22 protein-coding genes are annotated in these 26434 nt (G+C 47.0%); 9 read left to right on the top strand and 13 right to left on the bottom strand.

Features of this window, described 5'->3' with window-relative positions:
* The gene (locus IXB50_RS08700; protein WP_246564280.1) at positions 1 to 543 is read right to left on the bottom strand and encodes a DUF1997 domain-containing protein; all 543 of its coding nucleotides are present in this window, start codon (positions 541 to 543) and stop codon (positions 1 to 3) included.
* Positions 544 to 712: 169 nt separating this feature from the next.
* Between IXB50_RS08700 and pheA the strand changes: the two genes are divergently transcribed.
* Positions 713 to 1558, top strand: a complete 846-nt coding sequence (gene pheA, locus IXB50_RS08705) for a prephenate dehydratase (RefSeq protein ID WP_215608565.1) — start codon at positions 713 to 715, stop codon at positions 1556 to 1558.
* 23 nt (positions 1559 to 1581) lie between these two features.
* On the opposite strand, the gene IXB50_RS08710 is transcribed toward pheA, so the two are convergent.
* From IXB50_RS08710 to IXB50_RS08745, 8 genes are all read right to left on the bottom strand, one after another.
* Positions 1582 to 2238: an LON peptidase substrate-binding domain-containing protein gene (locus IXB50_RS08710; protein ID WP_215608566.1), complete on the bottom strand. Its 657-nt coding sequence runs from the start codon at positions 2236 to 2238 to the stop codon at positions 1582 to 1584.
* Between the two features lie 327 nt (positions 2239 to 2565).
* Positions 2566 to 2883, bottom strand: coding sequence for a 30S ribosomal protein S10 (rpsJ, locus tag IXB50_RS08715; protein WP_006515830.1), 318 nt, complete (start codon positions 2881 to 2883; stop codon positions 2566 to 2568).
* 117 nt (positions 2884 to 3000) lie between these two features.
* A complete protein-coding gene (gene tuf / locus IXB50_RS08720; RefSeq protein ID WP_215608567.1) occupies positions 3001 to 4230 on the bottom strand; it encodes an elongation factor Tu in 1230 nt (409 codons plus the stop codon).
* A gap of 24 nt (positions 4231 to 4254) precedes the next feature.
* The gene (gene fusA, locus IXB50_RS08725; RefSeq protein ID WP_215608568.1) at positions 4255 to 6330 is read right to left on the bottom strand and encodes an elongation factor G; all 2076 of its coding nucleotides are present in this window, start codon (positions 6328 to 6330) and stop codon (positions 4255 to 4257) included.
* A gap of 78 nt (positions 6331 to 6408) precedes the next feature.
* Positions 6409 to 6879 carry a 30S ribosomal protein S7 gene (rpsG, locus tag IXB50_RS08730; RefSeq protein WP_215608569.1) on the bottom strand — a complete coding sequence of 157 codons (471 nt, stop codon included), beginning with the start codon at positions 6877 to 6879 and terminating at the stop codon, positions 6409 to 6411.
* Between the two features lie 174 nt (positions 6880 to 7053).
* Positions 7054 to 7428 carry a 30S ribosomal protein S12 gene (gene rpsL, locus IXB50_RS08735; protein WP_006515834.1) on the bottom strand — a complete coding sequence of 125 codons (375 nt, stop codon included), beginning with the start codon at positions 7426 to 7428 and terminating at the stop codon, positions 7054 to 7056.
* A 234-nt stretch (positions 7429 to 7662) separates the two neighbouring features.
* Positions 7663 to 8091 carry a phosphomannose isomerase type II C-terminal cupin domain gene (locus tag IXB50_RS08740; protein ID WP_215608570.1) on the bottom strand — a complete coding sequence of 143 codons (429 nt, stop codon included), beginning with the start codon at positions 8089 to 8091 and terminating at the stop codon, positions 7663 to 7665.
* Between the two features lie 406 nt (positions 8092 to 8497).
* A complete protein-coding gene (locus tag IXB50_RS08745) occupies positions 8498 to 10339 on the bottom strand; it encodes a phosphodiester glycosidase family protein (protein ID WP_215608571.1) in 1842 nt (613 codons plus the stop codon).
* Positions 10340 to 11094: 755 nt separating this feature from the next.
* Between IXB50_RS08745 and gltB the strand changes: the two genes are divergently transcribed.
* The 3 genes from gltB (at position 11095) to gap (ending at position 17766) form a co-directional block, all read left to right on the top strand.
* Positions 11095 to 15741 (top strand): glutamate synthase large subunit, encoded by a 4647-nt coding sequence (gene gltB, locus IXB50_RS08750; RefSeq protein ID WP_215608572.1) that lies wholly within the window; start codon positions 11095 to 11097, stop codon positions 15739 to 15741.
* Between the two features lie 154 nt (positions 15742 to 15895).
* Positions 15896 to 16507, top strand: a complete 612-nt coding sequence (locus tag IXB50_RS08755; RefSeq protein ID WP_216867623.1) for a DUF1802 family protein — start codon at positions 15896 to 15898, stop codon at positions 16505 to 16507.
* Positions 16508 to 16701: 194 nt separating this feature from the next.
* Positions 16702 to 17766, top strand: a complete 1065-nt coding sequence (gene gap / locus IXB50_RS08760) for a type I glyceraldehyde-3-phosphate dehydrogenase (RefSeq protein ID WP_215608573.1) — start codon at positions 16702 to 16704, stop codon at positions 17764 to 17766.
* Positions 17767 to 17902: 136 nt separating this feature from the next.
* Here gap and psb32 read toward each other — a convergent pair whose 3' ends face one another.
* Positions 17903 to 18502 carry a photosystem II repair protein Psb32 gene (gene psb32, locus IXB50_RS08765; protein ID WP_246564282.1) on the bottom strand — a complete coding sequence of 200 codons (600 nt, stop codon included), beginning with the start codon at positions 18500 to 18502 and terminating at the stop codon, positions 17903 to 17905.
* Here psb32 and IXB50_RS22045 point away from each other — a divergent pair.
* Positions 18501 to 18674 (top strand): hypothetical protein, encoded by a 174-nt coding sequence (locus IXB50_RS22045; protein WP_246564284.1) that lies wholly within the window; start codon positions 18501 to 18503, stop codon positions 18672 to 18674. The two genes, psb32 and IXB50_RS22045, sit on opposite strands and share 2 nt — an antisense overlap.
* Positions 18675 to 18704: 30 nt before the next feature.
* Here IXB50_RS22045 and IXB50_RS08770 read toward each other — a convergent pair whose 3' ends face one another.
* On the bottom strand, positions 18705 to 18902 hold the full coding sequence (locus IXB50_RS08770) for a hypothetical protein (protein WP_215608575.1): 198 nt from the start codon (positions 18900 to 18902) through the stop codon (positions 18705 to 18707).
* A 202-nt stretch (positions 18903 to 19104) separates the two neighbouring features.
* Positions 19105 to 19767: a phosphoribosylglycinamide formyltransferase gene (purN, locus tag IXB50_RS08775; RefSeq protein ID WP_215608576.1), complete on the bottom strand. Its 663-nt coding sequence runs from the start codon at positions 19765 to 19767 to the stop codon at positions 19105 to 19107.
* A 183-nt stretch (positions 19768 to 19950) separates the two neighbouring features.
* Here purN and IXB50_RS08780 point away from each other — a divergent pair, with 183 nt between their 5' ends.
* From IXB50_RS08780 to dprA, 3 genes are all read left to right on the top strand, one after another.
* Complete coding sequence (locus IXB50_RS08780; RefSeq protein ID WP_215608577.1) at positions 19951 to 21639, top strand: sensor histidine kinase; 1689 nt, start codon at positions 19951 to 19953, stop codon at positions 21637 to 21639.
* Positions 21640 to 21682: 43 nt separating this feature from the next.
* Positions 21683 to 22342, top strand: coding sequence for a DUF2301 domain-containing membrane protein (locus tag IXB50_RS08785; RefSeq protein ID WP_407658803.1), 660 nt, complete (start codon positions 21683 to 21685; stop codon positions 22340 to 22342).
* 70 nt (positions 22343 to 22412) lie between these two features.
* Positions 22413 to 23597 (top strand): DNA-processing protein DprA, encoded by a 1185-nt coding sequence (gene dprA, locus IXB50_RS08790; protein ID WP_215608579.1) that lies wholly within the window; start codon positions 22413 to 22415, stop codon positions 23595 to 23597.
* Positions 23598 to 23623: 26 nt separating this feature from the next.
* Here dprA and IXB50_RS08795 read toward each other — a convergent pair whose 3' ends face one another.
* The gene (locus IXB50_RS08795) at positions 23624 to 24241 is read right to left on the bottom strand and encodes an FHA domain-containing protein (RefSeq protein ID WP_215608580.1); all 618 of its coding nucleotides are present in this window, start codon (positions 24239 to 24241) and stop codon (positions 23624 to 23626) included.
* Between the two features lie 712 nt (positions 24242 to 24953).
* Between IXB50_RS08795 and IXB50_RS08800 the strand changes: the two genes are divergently transcribed.
* Entirely contained in the window at positions 24954 to 26348 is a 1395-nt protein-coding gene (locus IXB50_RS08800) for a 1-acyl-sn-glycerol-3-phosphate acyltransferase (RefSeq protein WP_215608581.1), read from the top strand.
* Positions 26349 to 26434: the final 86 nt, after the last annotated feature.

Here is a 26434-nt window from a genome sequence, read left to right on the forward strand (position 1 = left end):
TTATCGCAGTTTCGACGATGCCATTATCCCACTTGTCCATCCACGATACTCATGAATGAGCCGACGCTGTAAACGTTGCTTAATTGTAATTAAAATACCATTAACAATAGCGTTACCAGTGGACTCTAATAGATGCTTTGGTGTGAGTCTAAATGCCGAGGGTAGATCGATAGAAATGTCTAACTGAGCATTGCCTGAAACCCCGGAATTGTCATCGCGAGCAGCTAGCCAACCCTGAAGTTTGAATGAAAATCGGCGATTAAGCGCAGACTGATTTCGTAACTGACAAGAGTCTGAATAAATAATGACTTCGTTGCGGTCATTCGGATAGATTTGAACATCTGCAACAGGTTCTAAAGTAAGCATCAAGAACTTGATCGGTCGCATACTAAATTGGAAAGTATGAGGACCCAAAACTTTTATCTGGCTTGGATCTGCAAGAGCATAAACCAATCTCTCGGTATCACTTAAATATTGATGAATGGGTATAGGAGCATCAGATATGGTAATTTCCACAGACTGTGACGCATGCAAATGAACCATTCAGCCAATTTCACCCCAGCACCATATCTAAAATACCCCATGGTTATAGCGACATTTAGACAGGTCTTTCTTGCCGCTATAACCTCAAATGATGGGTTAGCCAAAAGCTATTAAGCTAACTCTAACACCTTTATTTCGGCGGTCACGGATGACCTCTATATATTTCTAGATGACTTCTATTGCTCACTTAGGTCCCTTAGGTAGCTACTCCGAACTAGCCGCCACTAACTATGCCCATTGGCTAATGGCAAATCACGGTGCAGTATCTAACCTTAAGCCTTACAACACTATTGCTAAAGCTATTCAAGCAGCTGCTACTGGAGAAACTGATGCGGCTGTTGTTCCCATCGAGAATTCCATCGGTGGTAGTGTACGTGACACTTTAGATATGCTGTGGGAACTAGATACACTAAAAATTCAAAATAATCTGGTGATACCCATTCATCATGCCCTCTTATCACACGCAACTTGTTTGCGTGACATTCAGACAGTTTACTCTCATCCTCAAGCGCTTACACAATGTCAAAAGTGGCTGGCTGCTAATCTACCGAATGCTGTTCAAATTGCTACCAGTTCTACGACTGAGGCCCTACCTCGATTGTCTAACGATGCAACATCAGCAGCGATTTCTCCCATGTGGGCAGCCAAGCTTTATAACATCTCGGTTCTAGCAGACCCTATTAACGATAACCCTGATAATGCCACCAGGTTTTGGGTATTAGGGCGCAATCAGACTAAACAGGGCAGCCATACTTCCCTGGCTTTTAGGCTGCCAGACAATGCTCCTGGAGCCCTTCTCAAGCCTTTACAGCTGTTTGCAACTCAAGGAATTAATATGAGTCGCATAGAATCACGCCCTACCAAACTTGCATTGGGGGATTATCGATTTTTTATTGATATTGAAGCAAGTTTGGATGACCCTAATACCCAAGCCGCACTTCAACTTCTCAGAAACTGTACCAAAACCCTAAAAATCTTTGGTAGCTACAAGCAAATTCAAGTCCAGGTTTTATAGCTGCATCATAAAGGTTCATGTCTTTATGAAGGGCTATCCTCGGGGAGGATATCTTTAAGTGCTGTGCGGGCAGCTAAGTGATTACGAGTAGATGTTAGAATATCTGCCTCACGTTCCAACCGCTGGGCCGTATTTTGCATTTCTAAAAGCTGCTGCTGTTCACGGGCCACCCCATGTAATGTACTAGCAATCCAATATGAAAGTTCCAGAGGTAGCTCTGGGACACTCTCAGGAAACTCAATTTCCTGACTCGTTAATTTTGAAGAAAGATGAACAACATCCCGTAATAACTGGTCTACTTGAGAGGCTAGAGGCGATAGATCCTTTTCGGCAGCTTCATCCTCAATCCATTCGACTAAACCTACTCTATAAGGTTTTTCGCGAACGTAGTCCAAAACTCGGAACCGCTGTTGTCCCATAGTTAGTATTTTAATACGATCGTCGGGTAGTCGCTGAAAATGAACGACTTCCGCACAACATCCAACCTTTGAAATTTGACCACTATCAGGATCGATCATCAGAACACCAAAACGTCTATCCGACTGTAGGATCGTATTCATCATGATGCGATAGCGAAACTCAAATATGTGGAGTGGTAAATGCCTACCGGGAAAGAGAACTAACTCAGGTAATGGGAACAAAGGTAGTTCTCGGACAGCGACTGATGAAACAGAATCCATTAGGTTGGGTAGGAAATACTATGTAGCTATCACCCCGAAAGGACAGTAGCCGATGAGCGAGCCTGAAGGTGCAGCAAGATTATTCTAACCTATCCATCAATTTCAAACATTATTGAGGCCAGATCCCAATAATATAAAGGCCTGAGCTCCCCCAAACAAAGGCTACTCAGGCTTTGTATTTACTATGAACTTGACTAAACCGATAGTTCAGAAAGTCTTTCTAGGACTAGAGAACGATTATTTCAGCCTAGCTAGAACATTTAGAATTCGCCCATGTCTAGAACAAAAGCCTTATCTCAGGCAAAACTACAAGTACTCAATTAGATATTAAAGTTTGACTTCAATATCTACACCAGCAGGTAGGTCTAGCTTCATCAATGCATCGATCGTTTTAGAAGTTGGCTGATAGATATCGATAATGCGGCGATGTGTACGAGTTTCAAAATGTTCTCGAGAATCTTTATTGACGTGGGGAGAACGTAGCACACAGTAAATTTTGCGTTTAGTTGGTAGGGGAATCGGTCCAATTGCAGTGGCGTTAGTCCGATTTGCCGTATCAACAATTTTTTCGCAAGAGGTGTCTAAAAGACGACGGTCAAATGCTTTCAATCGAATACGTATCTTTTGCTGCTGAATAGTAGCCATTACGACTTAAGTATCCTTCAATTATCAAGGTTCATAGGTCTAAAGACCTGGATAACGAAGAAGGCATTAATATCACACCTTCTTCGTATTAAGTTAAAACAGATTACTAAGTAAGAATTACTCGGTAATCTTGGCAACGACGCCTGCACCTACAGTACGGCCACCCTCACGAATAGCAAAGCGCATGCCTTCTTCAACTGCTACAGGGTTAATCAATTCCACATTCATTTTGATGCGGTCACCAGGCATAATCATCTCAGCCGCACTACCATCGTCAGCGGTAAAGCTAGTGATAGATCCTGTTACGTCAGTAGTCCGTACATAGAACTGAGGCTTGTAGCCAGGGAAGAAAGGTGTATGGCGTCCACCTTCTTCCTTCGTCAGTACATATACTTCTGCTTCAAACTTATTATGAGGAGTAATACTCTTGGGCTTAGCAAGCACCATACCACGAAGAATATCTTCTTTTTGAATACCACGTAGAAGTACACCTACGTTATCCCCGGCCAAACCCTCATCTAGGGTTTTCTGGAACATCTCAACACCAGTTACAGTGCTCTCGACGGTATCACGGATACCAACAATTTCGATGGTTTCACCGACCGTTACCTTACCACGCTCAATCCGGCCAGTAGCAACAGTGCCACGACCAGTAATTGAGAAGACGTCCTCAACGGCCATCAAGAAAGGTTTGTCGACATCACGTTCAGGCGTGGGGATATAGGAATCAACCTCATCCATCAAAGCATGGATTTTATCAACCCACTCATCTTCACCACGACCGATATCACCTTTTTCCGTTAATGCATTGACAGCTAATAGGGCAGAACCTGCAACGATGGGAATATCGTCACCGGGGAAATCATAGGAACTGAGGAGTTCACGAACCTCAAGCTCAACTAGCTCAAGCAATTCCTCGTCATCTACTTGGTCTTGCTTGTTCAAGAAAACAACAATGTGAGGTACGCCCACCTGCTTGGCGAGCAGAATGTGCTCACGAGTCTGGGGCATAGGACCATCTGCTGCAGAGCAAACGAGGATGGCACCATCCATCTGAGCTGCGCCAGTAATCATGTTCTTCACATAGTCTGCGTGTCCGGGGCAGTCTACATGGGCATAGTGACGGGTCTCAGTCTGGTACTCTACGTGAGCAGTGTTGATGGTGATACCCCGTGCCTTTTCCTCAGGAGCTGCATCAATATCCTCGTAGTTACGAGCTTTAGCACCACCAGCTGCTGCCAGAGCCATGGTGATAGCTGCTGTTAGAGTGGTCTTACCATGGTCAACGTGGCCAATGGTGCCGATGTTAACGTGGGGCTTACTTCTATCAAACTTTTCGCGTGCCATTTATTTCCTCTGTCCCTAAATTACTTATGCGTTCCCTTTGTTTCTAGCGATAATCGCTTCGGCCACATTGCGCGGAACATCCGCGTAGCGACTAAACTCCATAGAGAATATGCCTCGACCCTGGGTCTTTGAACGGATATCAGTGGCATAGCCAAACATTTCAGCCAGAGGTACGTTTGCACTTACCTTGGCAATTCCATCCTCAGACCCCATACCCTCAATCTGGCCTCGACGAGAGTTAAGGTCTCCCATAATGTCACCGAGAAACTCCTCAGGAGCTTCAACCTCGATTTTCATCATAGGCTCCAGTAAGACTGGAGAGGCCTTTGTGACTGCGTCTTGAATAGCTATTGATCCAGCGATCTTAAAAGCCATTTCAGACGAGTCCACATCGTGGTAAGAACCATCCACCATTGTGACTTTAATGTCGATCACGGGGTACCCAGCTAGGATACCAGATTCGCACTTTTCTTTCATGCCAGCTTCAGCGGGGCCAATATATTCTTTGGGCACCGTGCCGCCAACAATCTTAGATACGAATTCAAATCCGGAGCCTTCCTCCCCTGGTTCAACTTCAATCACAACATGGCCGAACTGGCCCTTGCCCCCACTTTGGCGCACAAATTTACCTTCAGCGGTAATTGCCTGGCGAATGGTTTCGCGATAGGCGACCTGGGGTGCGCCAATGTTTGCTTCTACCTTGAATTCTCGCTTCATGCGATCCACGAGAATGTCTAGATGAAGCTCCCCCATTCCTGCAATCACGGTCTGGTTTGTTTCAGGATTTGTGGACACCCTAAATGTGGGATCTTCCTCAGACAATGATTGCAAAGCTTTGGCCAGTTTTTCCATATCCTGCTTGGTTTTGGGTTCCACAGCAACGGATATGACGGGTTCTGGTACGAATAAGGACTCTAACACAATCGGACTGTCTGTTGTACAGATTGTGTCACCCGTTGTTGTGTGTTTAAGTCCTAATACGGCTCCTAAATCTCCCGAACGTAGTTCATCAACCTCAATGCGGTCATCCGCCTTGAGGACGATTAAACGAGAAATTCGCTCCTTCCTATCTTTGGTAGCGTTGTAAACATAGCTGCCTTTGGCCAATACACCTGAATACATGCGAATGAAGGTGAGTCGCCCATAGGGATCTGACATAATCTTGAACGCCAAAGCCGCCAGCGGTCCGTCGTCTTCAGGAGGTCGTTCACCAGTATCTCCATTCGGTAATGAACCTTGGATGGCTGGTATATCTAGGGGGGATGGCAGATGGTCAACTACTGCATCTAATAAAAGCTGAACACCTTTATTCTTAAATGCTGAACCACATAGCATAGGTACTAAGCTACCGCTAGTCACACCTTTGCGTACTGCATGCATGATTTCTTGGTTGCTGGGCTCCTCACCTTCGAGATACTTCTCCATCAGAGCATCATCGGTTTCAGCTACAGCTTCAATCAAAAGAGCCCTATATTCTTCGGCTTGTGCTTGAAGTTCTTTCGGAATATCGACTTCCTCGATATCTGTACCCAAGTCATTGGTATAGATGTGAGCTTGCATCTTTACCAAATCTATTACCCCCTGGAACTGATCTTCAGTCCCAATGGGTATCTGGATAGGAACAGCATGAGCTTTGAGTCGCTCACGTACCTGCTCATAAACCCGGAAGAAATTAGCTCCGGTCCGATCCATCTTATTGACAAAGGCAATGCGTGGAACGTTATAGCGATCAGCCTGCCGCCATACCGTTTCTGACTGTGGCTGTACACCACCCACTGAATCAAAAACAACGATCACACCATCTAGAACACGCATTGAGCGTTCTACTTCAATAGTGAAGTCAACGTGTCCAGGGGTGTCGATGATATTGATCTGATGATCGCGCCAGCTAGTACTGATGGCAGCAGCAGTGATAGTGATACCACGCTCCTGCTCCTGTTCCATCCAATCAGTAACGGCATTGCCATCGTGCACCTCTCCAATCTTGTGAACAACACCAGAGTAGAAGAGGATCCGTTCGGTTGTTGTGGTTTTACCTGCATCAACGTGAGCAGCAATCCCAATATTTCTAACTTTATCTAATGGAGAGGTACGTGCCATGACTGCAACTTCCAAACGACATATTTGACAGTCGTATCTCTATACAAGGGTCAATGAGGCTAAATGGTTCCCAAACATTTAGTATCGATAATGAGCGAAAGCTTTATTAGCCTCTGCCATACGATGGGTCTCTTCGCGCTTGCGAACAGCTCCACCAGTTTCATTAGCTGCATCCATCAGCTCATTGGCAAGCTTGATGGCCATGCTTTTACCAGCTCGCTGACGAGCAAATTGAGAAATCCATCGTAGGGAAAGAGCGGTTCCCCGATCAGCTCGCACTTCCATCGGAACTTGGTAAGTGGCTCCACCAACACGACGTGCTTTGACTTCAACTAAAGGTGTAGTGTTGCGGACGGCTTGTTCAAACACCTCTAAAGGTTCATTGCCAGTGCGTTCTTCAATGAGTTTGAAGGCTCCGTAAACGATTCGCAGGGATAAGGATTTTTTCCCGCTAACCATGATGCGTCGAACCATCATGCTAACTAATCGGCTGCTATATACGGAATCAGGTGGAACAACGCGTTTCTGAGCGCTCGAACGACGAGACATAGTAATCCTTTGGTAACGAATTAGTAAGTTGAGTGCTAAGTAGCGACTTTTTTAGTCGACTACAGCTGGTCTAGCTAGAGAGTTTTGTGGCGTATACACTAGCAGACGCACTGCAACTACACGAAAGTAAAGACCACACCTGCCTAACCCTCGTAGTGCGCTGCCGCAGAACCGTTACTCCTTAGGGCGCTTAGCTCCATACTTGGAACGACCTTGACGACGATCTTTCACCCCAGCGGTGTCAAGGGTGCCACGAATAATGTGGTATCTGACACCAGGAAGATCCTTGACACGACCGCCTCGAATCATGACAACGGAGTGCTCTTGTAAGTTATGGCCAATACCTGGAATGTAGGCGGTTACCTCAAATCCAGACGTAAGTCTAACCCTGGCTACCTTACGCAATGCCGAATTAGGTTTCTTAGGCGTTGTAGTGTAGACACGAGTACATACTCCTCGACGCTGAGGGCAACTCTTCAGCGCTGGGGACTTTGTCTTTTTTTGAGCGTTACTCCGCTCACTCCGAATGAGCTGTTGAATAGTTGGCATATTGAGAAAGGCTAATGCCTATTGCTTCGAAGTTTTCACAAGACCCCATCCTATCGATTCTGAGGCTTTATTGTCAATGATTTTTTTTGCACCTCACTAGAGCGATGCTTGCAGAGGATGTAATGTATGTAATTAAGAACTAGCCTAGGCAGATGTAATACTACCTAGGCTAAGCAATCTCAATGAAGTCATTTTCTTAGGATGACTGGCCGTATTTTCGTGTTTAGATGGAGGCTACTTTTTTTCTGTGCGAGCGTAGTCATCTTGGAAGCGAATAATATCGTCTTCACCTAAGTATTCGCCGTTTTGTACTTCAATGAGTACTAGGGGGATGACGCCTGAATTTTCTAGGCGATGAGCAGTGCAAGCCGGTACGTAGGTGGACTGATTAGTGCAGAGGAGAGTTTCCTTGTCTCCACAAATAACTTTGGCTGTACCAGATACTACGATCCAGTGCTCGCTGCGATGGTGGTGCATTTGTAGGCTGAGGCGATGACCGGGTTTAACCTCAATACGTTTAATTTTGTAGCCTTTGCCTTCTTCGAGGACAGTGAAAGAGCCCCAGGGGCGTGTGTCATTCATGGGAGAGGTGGTTTTGATGGCGGTTAAGCTCTCTTTGTTTTCCTGCGTAGAAGACTTAGGACGATCTTGAGTTTGGACCATGATAATAGTTCCTGTTTGGATGAGTACAGATGTCGATAGCGGCTACGATTGAGTCACAAATGACTCTGTAGCATTGCCAAAGCCAAGGAGCACTTAATTCTGTGGAAGCTGAGCAGTAGGTTAATGTCAACGCTGGTGATAGTCAGCGCAAATTTTGAATAACGGTTTAATTGCCGTAATAAAAGGAGCTACAAGGGATTTAGTTAGTTGCTTATCTAGAGCCATCAAGCTCAACAACGAGCCATGCGCTCCAGTGAAGCAAGTTAGGTAATGCTATTTAATTCAGGTCCAATCATAACAGTGGAAATTGGATAAACGTCAGGAGTAGGGCTACCGAAACGGTTAAATAAACGGAGTCTTCAATTTAGGGGTATTACCTTAAAGGTTGCTTCAATCACGGATAATTTTACGGACGATCTAAGGTCGGAGGAGTTAAGAAAATTCCCAGCGCATTATTGATGCGAGCAGCTGTGTGTGGATGACGGTTGATGAGTTGACCCCCCAGATAAAGGCTAGATGAGCTGCCCCCATCTAGGTTAAGGGCTTCTGTACAGTCGAGTCCTTCCATGATTTTGGCGGTTTCTACTAATGTGGGGCCTCGTCCACCAATCCGATCTTGAATGGTGATGAGTTTGATTTGACCGTTGGAGGTGACCCCCAAAATACTTCGAGGGGCTTTACCTTCGATAAAGTTCCTACTGAACCCCTCAAGCTGGCCGTCTAGAACAATCTTGCCTTGGGTGATTAACAAGGGACCGGCACCAATGGTATGGGGAAATTGTTCAAAACTAGAGGGTTGAGACTGTTGGGTGAGGGTAGCATTTGTGCCTGGCAAAAAGGCAGGGGCAGCAGATTTAAAGGCCCTGAGAACTAATAGATATCCCCCTGGTGGAATGGGAATAGTCTCCTGGCCAGCTGTATTCAGGTTGTACCGTTGGATGACCTGCTTATTTTGAACAGCAATGACAATTTCATTGTCAATTAAGGTGGTGTATTGGCTGCCCCAGGCTTCTGTATAGCGAGCGATGCCAGCTTTGACGTAGCCACTATTTAGAGTATCTATAGGATAGGTTTGGTCATTGGCGGTGACAGTGGTGTTAAGGCTCAACCGGTCCATGACGATGTTGCCTTGGTTATCCCAGCCGACAGCGCCACGACTTAGAATGGGGCCGGAAATCCATCGGTTGTTATAACGTAGAGCCCCCAACGGCAACTGATTGTTGCGATTGAAAAAGCCCCCGTTGAGTAAAGCTGTGGTTTGCCACTGTTCTGCGATGTCTGCAGGTGGTTTAATGCCGGGGGCCTGGTTGGGGAATGCCCATAGGGGGAGTAGGGTAACGTTGTCAGAATCTTTGATGTCCAGACTTAGGCTATAAACGGGAAAGCGTTGGTTGTTGAGTGCAAAGTAACGCTGTTGGAACTGGATGCCGTCAGCCCAGAGGATTTCTTTTGGTTTGAGGGCATCGGGACGAATATCAATGACTAGACGATAGGGCTCAGCGATGCTCCATATGTGGGGATGGAGATGGTCTGCGACTGTGATTGTCAGGGTAGTGCGCTGATTACTAGAGGTGATATTGATTTTTTTTAGGCTATTGGTGGGTGTCAGTTTAAAGTTAGAAATCGCATCTTTACCTATGCCAGCATCAACTGTAACTGTAATGCTATTGCCTGCTGGACTGACTTGCCATGCAGCGGCCTGACTGAGATCCAATACCAGCCGATTCCCCCAAGTTTGGCGACCCTGACGGATCGCATTAATTTGACTGGCTGGCAGTTGCAAATCCAGTACTGAGCCTTGGGGATTGACCTGCCAGCCATGCTGACGGATCAGGGGGGCAATGTCTAGATAGCGATTGTTTTGGTAGTGCCATGCCGATAAAGTCAACATGCCTGGATTTTGGGGCATAAACCAGGCGACAGGTTGCTTTGTTGGATTACGGGTGCTGCCAAGATCGATACCCAATTGACTTGCGATCGCACCATCCGTAATCCCAATTAAATCCCGACGCTGCTGCCATGTCCCGTTTACCAACCGTCCATTGACTCTCAACTGTCGACCACTGGCAGTAGGCTCTGCTGCTTGTACGACTGCCAGTTGGCCAATAGATGATGTGATTACATTGGTAAGTGCCGGCTCCGGATTAAGCTGTGTCCCCCCAAGCACAAAACCACAGACACACAGCATCAAGACAAGATATTTCAGGGATGATCTCAGATAAAGCGATCGAAGACCTGGCATTGACATAGGCAATGAGGCGAATGAATTAAAGTGAATCAGCAATAGACTTCCAGATACCAACTAGATCACAGTTCTAATTGATATCAAGTCTGAAGCCACATTAAGGGTACTCCCTCTCTCAAATGCTAACCCTATGATTGAAGGAATGATATATCAGGCAAAACCACAAAAATACCAATGATTTATGGGAGGGTGCTTGTCAGAATTGATGAATCATCTCCATTAGATGAGAGATTTTGCACATAAATATTTTGGGATCATTTGTCTAAGTTCAGATTGGGCAAGCCTTTGACTCTTCTTGACTAATTCGGTGTACGTGCTCAATAATATCGATCCTCAGTGTTTTCCAGTAATTTTCATTCACAGTTTGTCGGCTTCCATGAAGGATGGCTAAATTTGATTTACTTTTAAATAGTTAAAGATAGTGTGATCATCGTCATAGTAGCTGAGGTATTGTTCGTACTTTCAATCAACTGTCTATTGTTGGGAGCTTGCTCCTCTGGCAATTCCAAGGCAACTGTTGGGGGTATCAATCTATACACATCAATTTTGCCTAGCGAGGTTGACTGATGAAATGGAGTTTTCAGCAGCGCTGTGGAGTTATGGTGTACCAACTCTAGAAAACCCCATTGTGCTCGTTGATCTCCCTAGGTTTAAGTCCGAGGGAAAATTCTTTAATTGCTATCGATAGTATCTGCCGATAATGTCATCCGATAGTTGGGCGCTCAATCTTAATTTCTTTTTTCTTTTTGCAACGGCTCATGGTTAATAAGCGTTTGGACAATCTTCGATCGAATCAGCAATCTCAGTGGTTGAATCCATTGGGACCTAAATCACTGGTGGAGGAACGAGATGCCTGTGGTGTAGGGTTTATTGCTGATCAGCAGGGGCGTTCTAGCCATCGCTTAGTTGCTGATGCCTTGCATGCCCTCGACTGTATGGAGCACCGAGGCGGTTGCTGCGCTGATCAAGATTCTGGGGATGGCGCTGGCATTATGACCGCGATCCCCTGGAAAATTTTGCAGAGTTGGGCTGGTGAGCAGGTGTTAACACCGGGCAATGTTGGGGTGGGGATGACGTTTTTGCCTCGTCATGGTGAATCAGTTGATGTTGCTAAACAGCAATTTGCCCAAGTGGCGGCGACGGCTGGTATGACTGTTCTGGGTTGGCGTCCTGTGCCAGTGGCTTCTGATGCCTTGGGGACCTTGGCCCGAGAATTTGAACCCCAGATTGAGCAGGTGCTTGTGGAATCTAAGGTCTCAGGGGATGCGCTGGAGCGACAGCTATTTTTACTGCGCCGTGCTTGGATGCGGGCGTTAGAAGCGGTACAGGTTTCAGAGGAACTGAGGGCTGCGTTGCAGGATATTTATGTTTGTTCCTTGTCGAGCCGTACCCTGGTTTATAAAGGCATGGTGCGTAGCGAAGTGCTGGGACAGTTTTATCTGGATTTACAAAATAGCGATTATGAAAGCGCCTTTGCGGTCTATCACCGTCGCTTTAGCACTAACACCCTGCCCAAGTGGCCCTTGGCCCATCCGATGCGTTTACTAGGCCACAACGGTGAAATCAATACCTTGATTGGCAATATCAATTGGATGACGGCACGTGAAGCAGATTTAGCCAGCCCTGTATGGGGAGAACGCATTGAGCAGCTCAAGCCAATTGTGAATGCTGACAATAGCGATTCGGCTAATTTAGACAATGTAATGGAGCTGTTGGTGCGTTCAGGGCGTACCCCTGCCCAGGCGCTGATGATGATGGTGCCTGAAGCCTACCTCAACCAGCCTGAGCTGCTGAACTATCCTGAAATTACCGATTTTTATGAGTACTACAGCGGTGTGCAGGAGGCTTGGGATGGTCCTGCCTTAGTGGTCTTTAGTGATGGTAAGCAGGTAGGGGCCACCCTGGACCGTAATGGCCTGCGTCCAGCTCGCTATGCTATTACTCGTAGCGGTTATCTTGTCGTATCCTCCGAGGCTGGTGTCGTTGATCTACCTACAGAAGAGTTGGTGGAGAAGGGGCGATTGGGGCCTGGTCAGATGATTGCCATTGACTTTGAGACTCATGAAATCTTGAAGAATTGGGATATCAAAAAGCGTGTAGCTCAAACCCAGCCCTATGGCGAATGGCTACGGAACCATCGTCAGGATGTATCTCCTCAATTATTCCGAGAGCAGCCACAGCTGGATGGAAAAGTATTACTGAGCCAGCAAACGGCCTTTGGTTATAGTGCTGAAGATCTGGATATGATCATTCAGGATATGGCTGCCCAGGGGAAAGAGTCCACTTACTGTATGGGTAATGATGCTCCCCTGGCGGTGCTCTCAGGTAAATCTCATCTGCTCTATAACTACTTCAAACAGCGATTTGCCCAAGTGACGAATCCGCCTATTGATCCCCTGCGGGAACGGTTGGTGATGTCGCTACAAATGCAGTTAGGTAAACGTCACAGTCTATTGAATGAGCATCCAAGTCAGCTGATTAAGTTGGATTCTCCAGTGATTAATGATAATGAGTTAGCGCTTATTCGTCAGGGTAATTTGCAGACGGCTAGTATTTCTACCTTGTATACCGTTGAAGATGGCCCCAATGGTTTGACTAAAGCCCTTAATGCTATTTGTGACCAGGCAGATGAGGCCGTGAAGATAGGTGCTGAGATTCTAATTCTGAGCGATCGCATCGATACGGGTGGTAATCCAGCGACTGTGTCTGCGATGCAGACCTATATCCCACCTCTGCTAGCGGTGGGTGCCGTTCACCATCATCTAATTAGTACAGGCCTACGGATGCGGGCTTCGCTTTTGGTGGATACCGCCCAGTGTTGGAGTACCCACCATTTTGCTTGCCTAATTGGCTATGGTGCCAGTGCGGTCTGTCCCTATCTGGCGCTGGAGAGTGTACGTCATTGGTGGGCAACCAACAGAACTCAGAAGTTGATGGAAACTGGCAAATTGCCAGTGAATACCTTAAATGGAGCCCAGGCTAACTACCGTAAGGCTGTGGAAGCTGGGTTACTTAAGATTCTTTCGAAGATGGGAATTTCGCTATTGTCCAGCTATCAGGGGGCACAGATTTTTGAGGCAATTGGTATTGGCCCAGAACTCCTGAACGTTGGCTTTAAAGGGAGTATTTCTCGCCTAGGGGGGGTAACTGTGGAGGAATTGGCTCAGGAAACGATGCGTTTTCACAGCAAGGCGTTTCCTGAGTTAACAGGCAAACGTCTTGAGCATCTGGGTTTTATTCAGCCGCGACCCAGAGGTGAATATCACAGTAATAGTCCACAAATGACGAAACTGCTCCATAAGGCATTGAAGGCAAATGAGTATGCTCATTACGAGGTGTATAAAGAACATCTCAAGGGCAGCCCGGTGGCAGCTTTGCGGGATTTGCTGGATTTCAGGAGCGATCGTGCTCCTATTGCGGTGGATGAAATCGAACCAGTAGAAGCGATTATGCGTCGTTTCTGTACGGGGGGAATGTCGCTTGGGGCGCTGTCACGAGAGGCCCATGAAACACTAGCGATCGCAATGAACCGGATCGGAGGTAAGTCTAACTCTGGTGAAGGAGGTGAAGACACAGTACGCTTCCAACCCATCAGCGACGTGGACGATCAGGGGCTGTCTGCCACTCTGCCTCACCTCAAGGGCCTAAAACCAGGGGATACGGCTTGTTCAGCTATTAAACAAGTAGCTTCAGGTCGCTTTGGTGTCACACCTGAGTATTTGATGAGTGCAAGGCAAATTGAAATCAAGCTGGCTCAGGGCGCTAAACCCGGTGAGGGTGGCCAGTTGCCGGGACGTAAGGTCAGTGATTACATTGCCTCGCTGCGTCGTTCTAAGCCTGGTGTAACTCTGATTTCACCACCACCTCACCACGATATCTATTCAATTGAAGACTTGGCCCAGCTTATTTTTGATCTACATCAGATCAATCCTGCGGCAGGGGTATCTGTGAAGCTTGTGTCTGAAATTGGTATCGGCACGATTGCTGCTGGTGTGGCCAAGGCTAATGCCGATATCATCCAAGTCTCTGGCCATGACGGTGGTACTGGCGCATCGCCCCTCAGCTCTATCAAGCATGCTGGAGTCCCTTGGGAACTAGGGCTCACTGAAGTCCATCGAGTGCTGATGGAAAATCAGCTGCGAAACCGGGTGCTCTTGCGTGTAGACGGAGGCTTGAAGACTGGTTGGGATGTCTTGATGGGAGCTCTGATGGGGGCAGAAGAATATGGTTTTGGCACCATTGCGATGATTGCCGAAGGCTGTATCATGGCTCGTGTTTGTCACACCAATAGCTGTCCCGTTGGGGTAGCCACTCAACGGGAGGAACTGCGGAAACGCTTTAGTGGTATTCCAGAGCATGTGGTAAATTTTTTCCACTTTGTGGCTGATGAAGTTCGTTCCCTGTTGGCTCATCTGGGGTACCGTTCCTTAAATGAGGTGATTGGTCGGGCGGATTTGCTAGTGCCTCGGGCTGAGGCTAGTCTGGCCAAGACCCAGGGGTTGACGTTGGATATTATTACTCAGCTGCCGGATACGCGGAGCGATCGCAGCTGGCTAGAACATGGTGACATCAACACCAACGGCCCTGTGCTTGATGACATCATGCTGGCGGATGCCGAGATTCAGCAAACCATCACCAATCAGGGAGAGCTTAGTAAAACCTTTGATGTCATTAATACCGACCGCTCTGTTGGTGCCCGAGTCTCTGGTGCGATCGCTAAGCAATATGGCAATAGCGGGTTTGCGGGCACTTTAAATCTCACCTTTAATGGCAGTGTTGGTCAGAGCTTTGGTGCTTTTAACCTACCTGGCATGAACCTGCGGTTAGTCGGTGAGGCCAATGATTATGTTGGAAAAGGAATGCACGGTGGTGAGCTGGTCATTACCCCCTTTGCAGGGATTCAGTACGACCCATCTGAGAACGTGATTGTTGGCAATACTTGTCTCTATGGTGCGACCGGCGGTACTCTTTATGCTGTTGGTCAGGCTGGTGAGCGGTTTGCTGTACGTAACTCCAAAGGTCAGGCCGTGATTGAGGGGGCCGGTGATCACTGTTGCGAATATATGACGGGCGGTGTTGTTGTTTGCCTGGGCGGTGTGGGGCGCAATGTTGGTGCTGGTATGACCGGTGGTTTGGGCTATTTTCTAGATGAAAAGGGTGACTTCCCCACCCGAGTGAATCCTGAGATTGTTAAGGTGCAGCGAGTGATCACGACAGCAGGAGCTCAGCAACTGAAAGATATGCTCAGCAACCATGTTGATCGGACTGGTAGTACTAAAGCCGCACGGATTCTGGCTGCTTGGGATAACTATCTGCCTAAGTTCTGGCAGGTAGTTCCTCCTTCTGAAGCCGATCGCCCTGAGACACTTGACAGTGCTGAAACCGTTGCCACACCAGTTGGGTAAGCCGTAACGGCCTGTTAACATAATGTTTAGCCGCTTCCCATAGTGCTGGGAGGCGGCTAATACTTTTAAACCTTGTCTATGCCATTACTATCTCTTTTCTAGAGAAGCCGATCTGATACTACTGAGATGTGGTTTAGGATGTGGGCACTGTGTTTTGGTACAGCTTGTGTTGCAGCATGCTCTTAAGGAATGGTCTATTGCTGTGGATGCTCTCACCCAAGGACGAACCATTCTTCTGTTCCGTAAAGGGGGTATTCGCGAGGTCGGACAACAGTTTATCGTGCCCCATCAGCGAGTGTGGCTGTATCCTACTTATGAGCATCAAAAGCCTCATCTATTAAAGCCGCAATGGGCGGCGAAAGTCATGCCGGTAGATTCTGGTAGATATCCCACCCAAGTGACCTTACTAGCTTGGGCCGAGATTTCTCATGTCTGGACTGTGAAAACTTTAGACAAAATAGAAGCACTGTTACCTTTCCATATCTGGAATGAGCAATTTGTCACGGAACGTTTTTGCTGGAAACCCAGTCAACCGCTGCATATACTGTTGTTGCGAGTACATTGCTTGGCAATACCCATACAGATTGACTGGCAGTCTGTTTATGGAGGGTGTCGGTCTTGGCTAACCTTTGAAGCCCCCTTGGATGAAACACCATCTACCCCCGCTTTAGATAAACAGACATGGGCAACAACTGTGCAACAAATACATGAGCAAATCGCTACATTGACCTCTTCTGAATTATTGCAAGCCAATGAAATAATTTGAGTCATTTCATTGCAAATGATCTCGATTTAGTTACCTTTGCCTATGTTTTGAAACCCTAATTTATATACATGGCTGTAACTCTAAAGGAAAACCGATGATCCCCGTGCACTGCTCTTAATTAGCCATAAACAAGTACAAGCTGCTCGCTTAGTGAGGCAGTGATTGTGTACACCATCTATGAGCAATAATTTGTCATGGCCGTGCTGAAAGTTGGCATCAATGGGTTTGGCCGTATTGGTCGTTTGATACTGCGGGCTGCTATCAACAACTCGAATGTTGAGTTTGTTGGTATTAACGATTTGGTATCCCCTGAAAATCTTGCTTATCTACTTAAATATGATTCCACCCATGGTCAGTTCCCCGGCCATGTTGAAGCTCGGGATAATGGAATTGTCGTCAGTGGTAGATTTATTCCCTGTTTTTCTATAGCTAATCCAGCTGAGTTGCCTTGGGGCAGTCTTGGTGTTGACTATGTTGTTGAAGCGACTGGGCGGTTTACTACCCATGATCAAGCGTCAAATCACCTTAAAGCTGGTGCAAAGCGTGTAGTGATTTCTGCACCGACCAAGAGTCCTGATCAAGTGCCTACGCTGTTAGTCGGCGTTAACCATAAGACCTTTAACCCCCAGAAAGATCAAATTGTTTCCAATGCTAGTTGCACCACTAACTGTCTAGCACCTGTGGCTAAAGTCATTCAAGAGCATTTCGGTTTTGCAGAAGGTCTGATGACCACTGTGCACGCTGCAACAGCGACTCAGGCTACCGTTGATAGTCCCAATAAGAAGAGTTTGCGGAGTGGCCGTGGTGCAGCTCAGAACATTATTCCGGCATCTACAGGAGCAGCCAAGGCCGTTACCCTGGTATTACCTGAACTAACAGGGAAGTTGACTGGTATGGCACTAAGGGTTCCTACTCCTGATGTGTCAGTGGTTGATCTAACCGTTCGTACAGAAAAATCGACTAACTATCGTGAAATTTGTGATGCGATGAAAGCGGCATCCAAAAATGGATTGCGTGGGGTTTTGGGGTATACCGAAGATCCCGTTGTGTCGACTGACTTTGTCGGCGATCCTCGTTCCAGCATTTTTGATGCGGGTGCTGGGATTGAACTCAATCCTAATTTCTTCAAGCTGCTGACTTGGTATGACAATGAGTGGGGCTACTCAAACCGTGTGGTTGATTTGATGTTGCATATGGCCCTATCTGAAGGGCTGCTACAGGGTGTAACCAGTGATGCTCTGGAAGCCGTTTATGCTTAGGTTTGAATGTTGAGTAAAGCCTTGCTTTTCTCGGCTCGCTGAGCATTCTAAATTTTGAACTGAAATCAAAAAGCGACCCACAAACTGGGCCGCTTTTTAATGGTATTTAGTTTATCTGAGTGATGAAGCAGCTGTGTTAACCACCTGCAGATATATACCAGTAGTAGGTGACCATGGGGATGACGGTTGCCAAAATCAATAGCACGACGACGACCCAAGTGGAGAAAGTGCGGTTTTCTTCGGTTTCTTCGGCAGTAGCGAAAGTGCCTTCGACATTAATAGTTTCTTCGATCAGGGGCGGACCAGGATCCGGCTCACCCGCTAGTACGGAGGCTAGACGTATTGTGGCATCACTAAATGCTCGGTTGTAACTGTTGCTTTTGAGTAGGGGCGCTTTCATGGTTTCCTGAGTGATGCTTTCAGCGATCTCTTCAGGAAGCAGGGCGGCGGTTTCTTCTCCGGATGTAAGACCGATGTTGTTGGTGACATCATCTAGGACTACGACTGTCTGATTAGCGCCTGCTTCGGCGGTGGGAAACCAGCGCTTAAATAGCTGCTCAGAAAAGCTTTGGGCCGTTTCGCCGTAATCTAGGCGATGGATAGTCACATAGCGGACTTCTTGACCGGTGGCTTCTGCTAGTTTTTTGAGATCTTTGTTGAGATTACTCTCGTTCAGTCGAGTGATTTGCTTCGCGTCATCTAGGACCCAGTTATCTGCGTTAGGAGCGATGGGCATGGCGTATACCCCAGTGGCATTGGCAGGAGTGGTAGTAGTAAGGTTGATGACCAGTGCGATCGCAACCACAACAATCCAGCGGCAACGATGGAATATCGAACTCAGGAGCATGATGTTTCAAGAAGCAGCAGCAAAGCGGCATGAAGCCACCCATAATCACTACTATAAATGACCATATGACTCAACCGATAGCCGCGTGTCCCTAGACTGTAACGATGCAACCATCGCTAATGGCCCTATCTAAAATCTCTAGCTGTCGCTTTTCCGTTGCTGTTAGCTCAGACTTGGCCCGATAGCTTTCAATGGCAATTGCTACCCCAGGAGACAATTCTTTGTTGAGTAGAGCGGTCCGCACCAAAACTTCTAGATCTGCACCAATTAGTTGAGTTGTATTAAACATGGCAGCAAAGGCAATCGAGCAACTAGTGGGTAACTATTTATACATTCGCTGCTTGTTGTCTCACTTCCGGATTAAAAGCAACCTAAGTCACACATATTTCCAGAGATAAGGTCACTTAAAAAATTGACCTTCCTACCCGATGAATGTTTTGGCCTAGTGGCTGATTCTTTGTGGCGCTTTGGATATCAGGTTTGCGGAATACTTACTGTTGTTTTTGAGCATAGCGATGGGCTGCCAGGGCAATGGCGACTGGATAAATGCAATGTTCCTGGACTTGAATTCTGGACTGAAGACTCTTCTCAGTATCGTTTGCAATAACAGGAACGGCTGCCTGCATAATGATCGGGCCGCTATCGATTTCGAGTTCGACATGGTGAACAGTGCAGCCTGCTATGGCTACACCAGCATCCAGAGCTTGTTGTACGGCATGCAGTCCGGGAAAGCTAGGCAATAAGCTGGGATGAATATTGAGTAAACGCCCGGTGAATGCATTAATCAGGTGTAGAGTGACCCGCCGCATCCAGCCTGCCATGATCACCCAGTCAACATCGTGTTCTATCAGTGTCTTCACAATCGCTTCGTCAAGAGCGGTGCGGGATTCAAACTCACGATGATTCAAGAGAGCTGTGGGGACTCCCCACTGAATGGCCCGTTCGATTACTTGAGCTCCAGAGTTATTGCAGATAAGGACGTTAACCTTTGCCCTGAGCTCTGAGCGTTCGATAGCAGTCATAATCGCCTCAAAGTTGCTGCCACTACCAGAGGCTAATACTCCTAGCTTGAGCGGCGGGTAAGCTAAGTTCTGCCAATCGATGTTGGGGGAGATGACGGAGTCGGTGGTGCAGATGGTGGGAGCAGGACCCATGGGTTTAACAAGAAACAAACTCTAGAATTTTACAGGCGTCTGCGCAAGGTTCATTTCATCTGCTGCTGTCTGCGTATAATTACGGATTTAATTGAATAAGATCATGCATTATGATACATGGCTGGCTATTTTCAGAAAATCCAGGGCATATTTAGGTAAGCACTTATCTGCCACGCTTGCCAAATGAGTTTATCTATCGCGCCAAGTGTCGATACCCAAGATTCGATTGGGTTAATGGCCAATATCCTAAATGCGGTGGCATATCCCGTCTATGCTAAAGGGCGAGATCATCGGTGGTTGTTTGCGAATACTGCCTGTTGTCAGTTGCTCGATGTATCGCCAGAAGAACTAAGGGGATGCTTGGATCATGACGTGTTGGCAGTGATTGATACGGAATTATTGAGATCGCAAGATGACAGTTTTTTTAGTGCAGGAACTATTGCGGAGCAACCCGTTACCATTCGTACTCGTAATGGACTGCGTCAGTTTTTAGGACGGCGCTCCCTATTGCAAACCAATAGTGGCTCTATCCTGATTAATACTTTGCAGGACGTGAGCGAGTTGACTCAAGTTCGCCAGGTCAATTATGATTTGCGTCAAAAGCTGGATGAGCGTAATAGTGCCCTGGATCAGCTTACAGAGTTTGAAGCAACTCTCAAACGGATTACTGACCGGGTGCGTGATGGTCTGGACGAAAAACAAATTCTACAAACAGCGGTACAGGAACTCACCGAAGCGCTAAATGTCAGGGGGTCCAATACCTCTCTCTATGACTTAGAGCAGGGTACTTCTACCATCTATTACGAATACACTACGCTACCATCTGACCGTGGGCGTGTTTCTCAGATGGAGGCATTCCCTGAAGTTTATCACCAGTTACTGGAAGGGCAGTACTTTCAGTTTTGTTCTATTGCGCCTAACCCAGTGCGGGGGTTGGTGTCGATGTTAGCCTGTTCCATTTTTGATGATCGGGGTGTGCTCGGGGACCTATGGCTGATTAACGACAAAGAACATGGCTTTAGCGAATATGAAATCCGTCTAGTACAGCAGGTCGCTAACCAATGTGCCATTGCAATTCGTCAAGCCCGTCTCTATCAAGAGTCCCAGACCCAAGTACGCGAATTAGAACAAGTCAATAACCTCAAGGATGACTTTTTGAGCACGGTGTCCCATGAACTGCGTACACCGGTTACCAGCATGCGGGTGGCGCTGCAGCTTTTAGGAGTAACCCTGACTCAGGAACTAGGGCTAGAGCAAGACCTGACCAAGCCCAATGCTGAGCAAGGTCGCATCGCTCGTTACTATCGCATTCTTAAAGAAGAATGTGAGCGCGAGATCAGTTTAATTAACGATTTGCTAGATTTGCAGCGATTAGATGTCGGTAACCATGAACTGGCTCTACAACCCATTCAGCTAAGTGAATGGTTACCAGCTTTGGTGAGTAGTTTTCAAGAGCGAGCCACTAGTCGTCAGCAAAAATTGGATGTGACTATTACTGAGGGATTACCTGTTTTGAGATCGGACTTATCAAGTCTTGATCGAATTTGGGCAGAGCTTTTGAATAATGCTTGCAAATATACACCACCGGGTGGGGAAATTGCCCTCTCTGTAGGGCAAGTGACTCCTAATATCCTGAAGTTTGATCTGGTCAATACAGGTGTGGAAATTCCTCAAGATAAACTTCCGCGTATTTTTGATAAGTTTTACCGAGTACCTAGTTCAGATCCATGGAAACAAGGGGGGACGGGATTGGGATTAGCCTTGGTGCAGAAGCTAGTACACCATATTGATGGTGTTATTAAGGTTACGAGTGGAGATGACCGGACGTGTTTTACGATTGAGTTACCGCTGTCGATAACGCCCCAGGGCTAAAAGCAGCTGACCATTGATTGAGTTAGTCCATACTAGGAGGTTCATCGTGGTAGCAACAGAAGTAAGTTCAGAAACCTATGAAGGGCAATTTGGTCCTTTTGTGATTACTCCAAACGATCGACGAGAAGTTGTGATTTACCGTATTGGTCTGGGAGTGGCTGCGTTTAGTTTTGCCTTAGCCGTGACGCTATTGCTCTTAGGTGGTGTTACCGCTGGGCTATTGTGGTTAGCCTCTGGTTTGTATTTTTTGATGTGGGTAGGATTGGGCGTGAGTCTCTGGTTTATTCACATTTACTTACGTCCGTTGCATCAGGCATTACAAGTTTTCTGGCTGGTGGGAGGGCTGGCTAGTATCGGACTTGCGATCTCATTTCCTGCTCCCCTGGTTCTAACAGCCTATCAGCAGCCTCTATCGATGCTAGGTATTGGTTTTACCTTTGCTGCGCTGACCGGAATCTTTTTCAAAGAAGCGTTTTGTTTTAATCGTTTAGAAACCAAGATTCTGACGTTGTTGGTACCTGCCATGCTTCTGACTCATTTAGTTGGTGCATTGCCAGTGATGCTGGGACGGGATCTGCTTATCGTTTGGGCTGTTTTATTTTCAGTGTTTGCATTTCGTAAGCTAGTGCAGCCGATTCCCCCTGATATTGGTGATAAAAGTGTCTTTGAGTATCTCAAGCAGCAGCGTCAGGTCAATGCTTAGTGCTTGTGTTTATATTTTTTTTGCAAGTCATTTGGGCACTCTAGAACCGTTGGACTAACAGGCATAACGGTTGGAACAGGCATATTGGCTAGCTTGGGCAAAAATTAAAGATGTGGGGCCAGTGCTGATCAAGCGACTGTATGAGCATTTCGGTGCTTTATCACTTGCTTGGCAGGCTGCCCCCGCTGAGCTACTTGCGGTTGATGGAATTGGTTTGGTGACGGCGGATCAGATTAGGGCGTCGCGATCGCATATCAACCCTGAACATTTGCTAGACCAGCACACAGCTCAATTCCCAAACTTTTGGACCCCTGCGGATCCGAACTATCCCAAGCTGCTATGGGAAATTCCGGATCCGCCTCCTATTTTGTATCACCGAGGTCCGTTCCGTCCCAACCAGTCGACTGCAATAACTGTGGGCATTGTCGGTACGCGCCGTCCCAGTCCCTACGGTCGACGTTGGACCCAGCGGCTGAGTCGTCGCCTTAGCCAGAAGCAGATTACTGTTGTTTCAGGAATGGCCATTGGGATTGACACCTATGCTCATCAAAGTTGTTTAGAGAGCGATGGGCAGACCATTGCCGTATTAGGTACCGGTGTAGATGTCGTTTATCCACGCAGTAACGAGCATCTTTATAAGCGCATTTTAGAAACCGGCCTGATTTTGAGCGAATATCCTGATGGGGTACCACCGGATCGAGCTCATTTTCCCAGGCGTAATCGCATTATTGCCGGTTTGAGCCATGCAACTTTGGTAACGGAGGCTCCCGAACGTTCGGGAGCTTTAATCACGGCTTATTTAGCTAATGACTATGGTCGTCATGTATATGCCCTTCCAGATGGTTTAGATAACCCTACGGCCCGAGGTTGTCTGGTTTTGGTGAATACCGGTGCGACTATTGTGATGGGGGAGGACCAGCTGGTCCAAGAGCTACTCAATATTGGTGTAGCCCATCAATTTACGAATAACAAAGCTGAGGAGCCAGCCAACTATGATGAGGGTATCTCCTCAGAGAAACAACAGGAACCTCCTGAAAAGGAGACTCTAGAGGCTATGTCTGAACTTGTGTCAGAGGTAGAGTTAGATCAGGCTTTACAGCCTATTTTTCAAGTGATTCCTGATTGCCCTATCAGTTTGGATAACTTAGTAAAAACCACCCAGCTAGACACAAGTGTCCTACTGAGTGGCTTATTACAGTTAGAGCTTGCAGGTGTGATTGTCCAACTCCCTGGTGGCCAATATCGACGCACATAGGTTTTAGAATCCTGCAAACTGCTTTTTTAATTCAAGGTTTCTTCCATTTCCATACCTGTGTAGGTGATGTCATAGCCTGTATAGGCGATGTTACGGTCATCTAGGGGGTCTGCGAAGGGATCAAAGTTATCCACAAAGAATTCCACTACTAGGTTCCCTAGTTCAATCATGTCGCCATCTCTTAGCGGTTTTCGTTTTTGAGGAGCAAGGCGACGGCGGTTTAGGTAAGTGCCTGCCTGACTGCCAACATCAGCAATAAAAAATCCGGCTTCGGGGGTATGACGAATAACTGCATGACAAGGGTCAACAGTTGAATTTCTCATGGGTAGGGCACAGGTCATGGATTGTCCCAAGAGCCAACATGCCCCTGCGCTAGTGAGATTTAAGGTTTCAGAATTGCCCGTGTTAGAGACTAAAAATACTGAAGAATTGGCAATGACGGCCTGGATGTAAAAAGGAGTTACTTGACAGCGGTTTTTAACTGTCAATATAGATTCGACGATTGTATTAGCAGTGTCAAAATCGTTATTAACGTTATTAATCAATGCATCCCAAGGTAGTGATAAAGCCTCAATGCTGGGTGCATTGATAGGCATATTTTTCACGGCTTGGCTGCTGGAATGGGAGGCTCTAAGCGTGGACATGGACAATGACTAAACAACTTAACAGCAATAGGCTATAAGGTGCGGTCGATTGTCACCCTAATTCAGTAGATTCACATGCAAGTGGCTCAAACGTTTGAGGCTGTTCAATTGTTTGAGGCTGCTCAAATTTTTGAGCCGCTTGCAGGGTAGAAAAGTTAAAGGATTAAATTGGTAGCTAATGAAAATTGCTGCTCACTTATGGTGATGTCCCCGTTGTTTAGGACAGAGAAAATCTGTTAGAGATTGGATGTACAACGGAGTGGGACACACAAAGCCCCTATATAAACTTTGTCCACGTCCAGGACGGTCGTTTTACCGTGGGAGAAACTACAGGTTTCAACTTGGACGTGGTTTATTAGGGCTTTTTCTAAAAGCGCTCAGCAATCTAATAGGATGTGAACCTATCAAAGGTAGTGCGTTATTTATATCTTTGTTTATTAAAGCTTGCTCCTTCAAGATCAGTGTTTTGAGGGATGGCCTTTTATGGAAGCTTTAAAAGCCATGAGTAAATATTAAAATCCCCCAAGATTGATAAAGGATGTCCTGAATCCGTAAGGCAGTACCTACAGGGGTTTCAGAGTCTTTTAGAGTAGACAATACAGAAATCATCACAGCCTATTAATACCGTCATGATGCCGCTAAGGTTAGCTGTAGCTATTAAGCAATGATTAAGCAGCTTATTTTACGGTTTGCTTATTAGAGGAGTTGTTTTGTGACAAACGCGATTATCCGTGCTCAACCCCCCTTAGATTTTATTCCTGAACGTTTTCATCCTTGGGTGCGACGGTTTGTTAAGGTGGCCTTGCCTGGTTGGGTCCGTTGGCAAACTGACTTGGTCAATATCAAGGTCAGCAATGCTGAGGTTTTGGCTCAGTTGTATGGGGATTTTCAGGCGGGAAAAAATCGGTTTGCGATCGCGTTTCGTCACCCTGCCCCCGAAGATGCCTATGGTCTGGCCCATCTGCTATGGCATGTCGTCCCCCAGTCGGCAAAACAGCTAGGTATAAACCTGCAGCCAGTCCATAGTCATTTCATATATGACCGAGGAATTCCCCTATGGGCTGGAAATTGGGTAGGTAAGCTATGTTCTCGATTGGGTGGAGTTTCGATTCAGCGAGGCAAGTTGGACCTTGTTGCCCTCAAATCTGCACGACAGCTTTTAGCTAATGGTCGGTTTCCCCTGGCAGCTGCACCAGAAGGGGGAAATAACGGCCATAACGAAATTGTGAGTCCTTTAGAACCAGGGGTGTCGCAGCTATCATTTTGGTGTGTCGAGGATTTGGTGAAAGCTGAGCGAACTGAGCCGGTCTATATTGTCCCCATCGGAATTCAGTATCGATATATCAATCCACCTTGGGATGCTATCGATCATCTACTGAGTCAATTAGAGACTCGCAGTGGGATAGCAGGTTCTAGCAAAAAGTTCATGCCCCCTGTGGAGTTACCCACAGCTCAAATCACTAATCTCTATGGGCGTCTCTATCGGTTAGCCGAGCATCTGTTGACCTTAATGGAGGGCTATTACCAGCAGATTTATGGTTTAGAGTGTCCCAATGGTGAGGCAGCAGATGCGAATGCACAGCTTGCTACACGACTACAGCATTTGCTCAATGGAGCCCTTGATGTGGCCGAAAAGTACTTTGATCTGAGACCTAAGGGATCTGTGATTGATCGTTGTCGCCGTTTGGAGCAGGCGGGCTGGGAGCGTATCTTTCGAGAAGACTTGCGGGATGATATGGCAATATCTGCAGTGGAGCGAGGTTTGGCCGATCGGATTGCGGAGGAGGCCGATCTGAGAATGTGGCATATGCGTTTGGTGGAGAGCTTTGTTGCGGTTACCGGTCGCTACGTGTTGGAAAAGCCGACGGCAGAGCGGTTTGCCGAAACGGTGTTGTTGTTGACGGATATGGTCACCCGACTCCAGGGAGGAAATCCATTTCCTCGGCCTTCTCTTGGGAAGCGCGAGGCATTGCTGACGGTGGGGGAGCCGATTTGCGTTAGCGATCGTTGGAGTGACTATAAGCAAAGTCGCCGCAAGGCAGTAGCTGCCCTGACCAAGGATTTACAGGGTGCCCTAGAAGCGTTGATTGTAGATAGTGGCGAGTAGGGTGGGCATTGCCTGGGATGTTGGCTAAGCCTCTTTTACAATAGTGAAAGTTCATGCATTATAACTGTAAGCAGTTCGATTCCAAC

The organism is Leptothoe spongobia TAU-MAC 1115, assembly GCF_018739885.1.
GTDB classification, from domain to species: Bacteria; Cyanobacteriota; Cyanobacteriia; order Phormidesmidales; family Phormidesmidaceae; genus Leptothoe; species Leptothoe spongobia.

What these genes read in the sequence shown, in the direction of transcription:
- IXB50_RS08700 (WP_246564280.1), bottom strand. Translation starts at nt 543, where the DNA reads ATGGTTCATTTGCATGCGTCACAGTCTGTGGAAATTACCATATCTGAT.
- pheA (WP_215608565.1), top strand. Translation starts at nt 713, where the DNA reads ATGACTTCTATTGCTCACTTAGGTCCCTTAGGTAGCTACTCCGAACTA.
- IXB50_RS08710 (WP_215608566.1), bottom strand. Translation starts at nt 2,238, where the DNA reads ATGGATTCTGTTTCATCAGTCGCTGTCCGAGAACTACCTTTGTTCCCA.
- rpsJ (WP_006515830.1), bottom strand. Translation starts at nt 2,883, where the DNA reads ATGGCTACTATTCAGCAGCAAAAGATACGTATTCGATTGAAAGCATTT.
- tuf (WP_215608567.1), bottom strand. Translation starts at nt 4,230, where the DNA reads ATGGCACGCGAAAAGTTTGATAGAAGTAAGCCCCACGTTAACATCGGC.
- fusA (WP_215608568.1), bottom strand. Translation starts at nt 6,330, where the DNA reads ATGGCACGTACCTCTCCATTAGATAAAGTTAGAAATATTGGGATTGCT.
- rpsG (WP_215608569.1), bottom strand. Translation starts at nt 6,879, where the DNA reads ATGTCTCGTCGTTCGAGCGCTCAGAAACGCGTTGTTCCACCTGATTCC.
- rpsL (WP_006515834.1), bottom strand. Translation starts at nt 7,428, where the DNA reads ATGCCAACTATTCAACAGCTCATTCGGAGTGAGCGGAGTAACGCTCAA.
- IXB50_RS08740 (WP_215608570.1), bottom strand. Translation starts at nt 8,091, where the DNA reads ATGGTCCAAACTCAAGATCGTCCTAAGTCTTCTACGCAGGAAAACAAA.
- IXB50_RS08745 (WP_215608571.1), bottom strand. Translation starts at nt 10,339, where the DNA reads ATGTCAATGCCAGGTCTTCGATCGCTTTATCTGAGATCATCCCTGAAA.
- gltB (WP_215608572.1), top strand. Translation starts at nt 11,095, where the DNA reads ATGGTTAATAAGCGTTTGGACAATCTTCGATCGAATCAGCAATCTCAG.
- gap (WP_215608573.1), top strand. Translation starts at nt 16,702, where the DNA reads ATGGCCGTGCTGAAAGTTGGCATCAATGGGTTTGGCCGTATTGGTCGT.
- IXB50_RS22045 (WP_246564284.1), top strand. Translation starts at nt 18,501, where the DNA reads ATGGCGTATACCCCAGTGGCATTGGCAGGAGTGGTAGTAGTAAGGTTG.
- psb32 (WP_246564282.1), bottom strand. Translation starts at nt 18,502, where the DNA reads ATGCCCATCGCTCCTAACGCAGATAACTGGGTCCTAGATGACGCGAAG.
- IXB50_RS08770 (WP_215608575.1), bottom strand. Translation starts at nt 18,902, where the DNA reads ATGTTTAATACAACTCAACTAATTGGTGCAGATCTAGAAGTTTTGGTG.
- purN (WP_215608576.1), bottom strand. Translation starts at nt 19,767, where the DNA reads ATGGGTCCTGCTCCCACCATCTGCACCACCGACTCCGTCATCTCCCCC.
- IXB50_RS08780 (WP_215608577.1), top strand. Translation starts at nt 19,951, where the DNA reads ATGAGTTTATCTATCGCGCCAAGTGTCGATACCCAAGATTCGATTGGG.
- IXB50_RS08795 (WP_215608580.1), bottom strand. Translation starts at nt 24,241, where the DNA reads ATGTCCACGCTTAGAGCCTCCCATTCCAGCAGCCAAGCCGTGAAAAAT.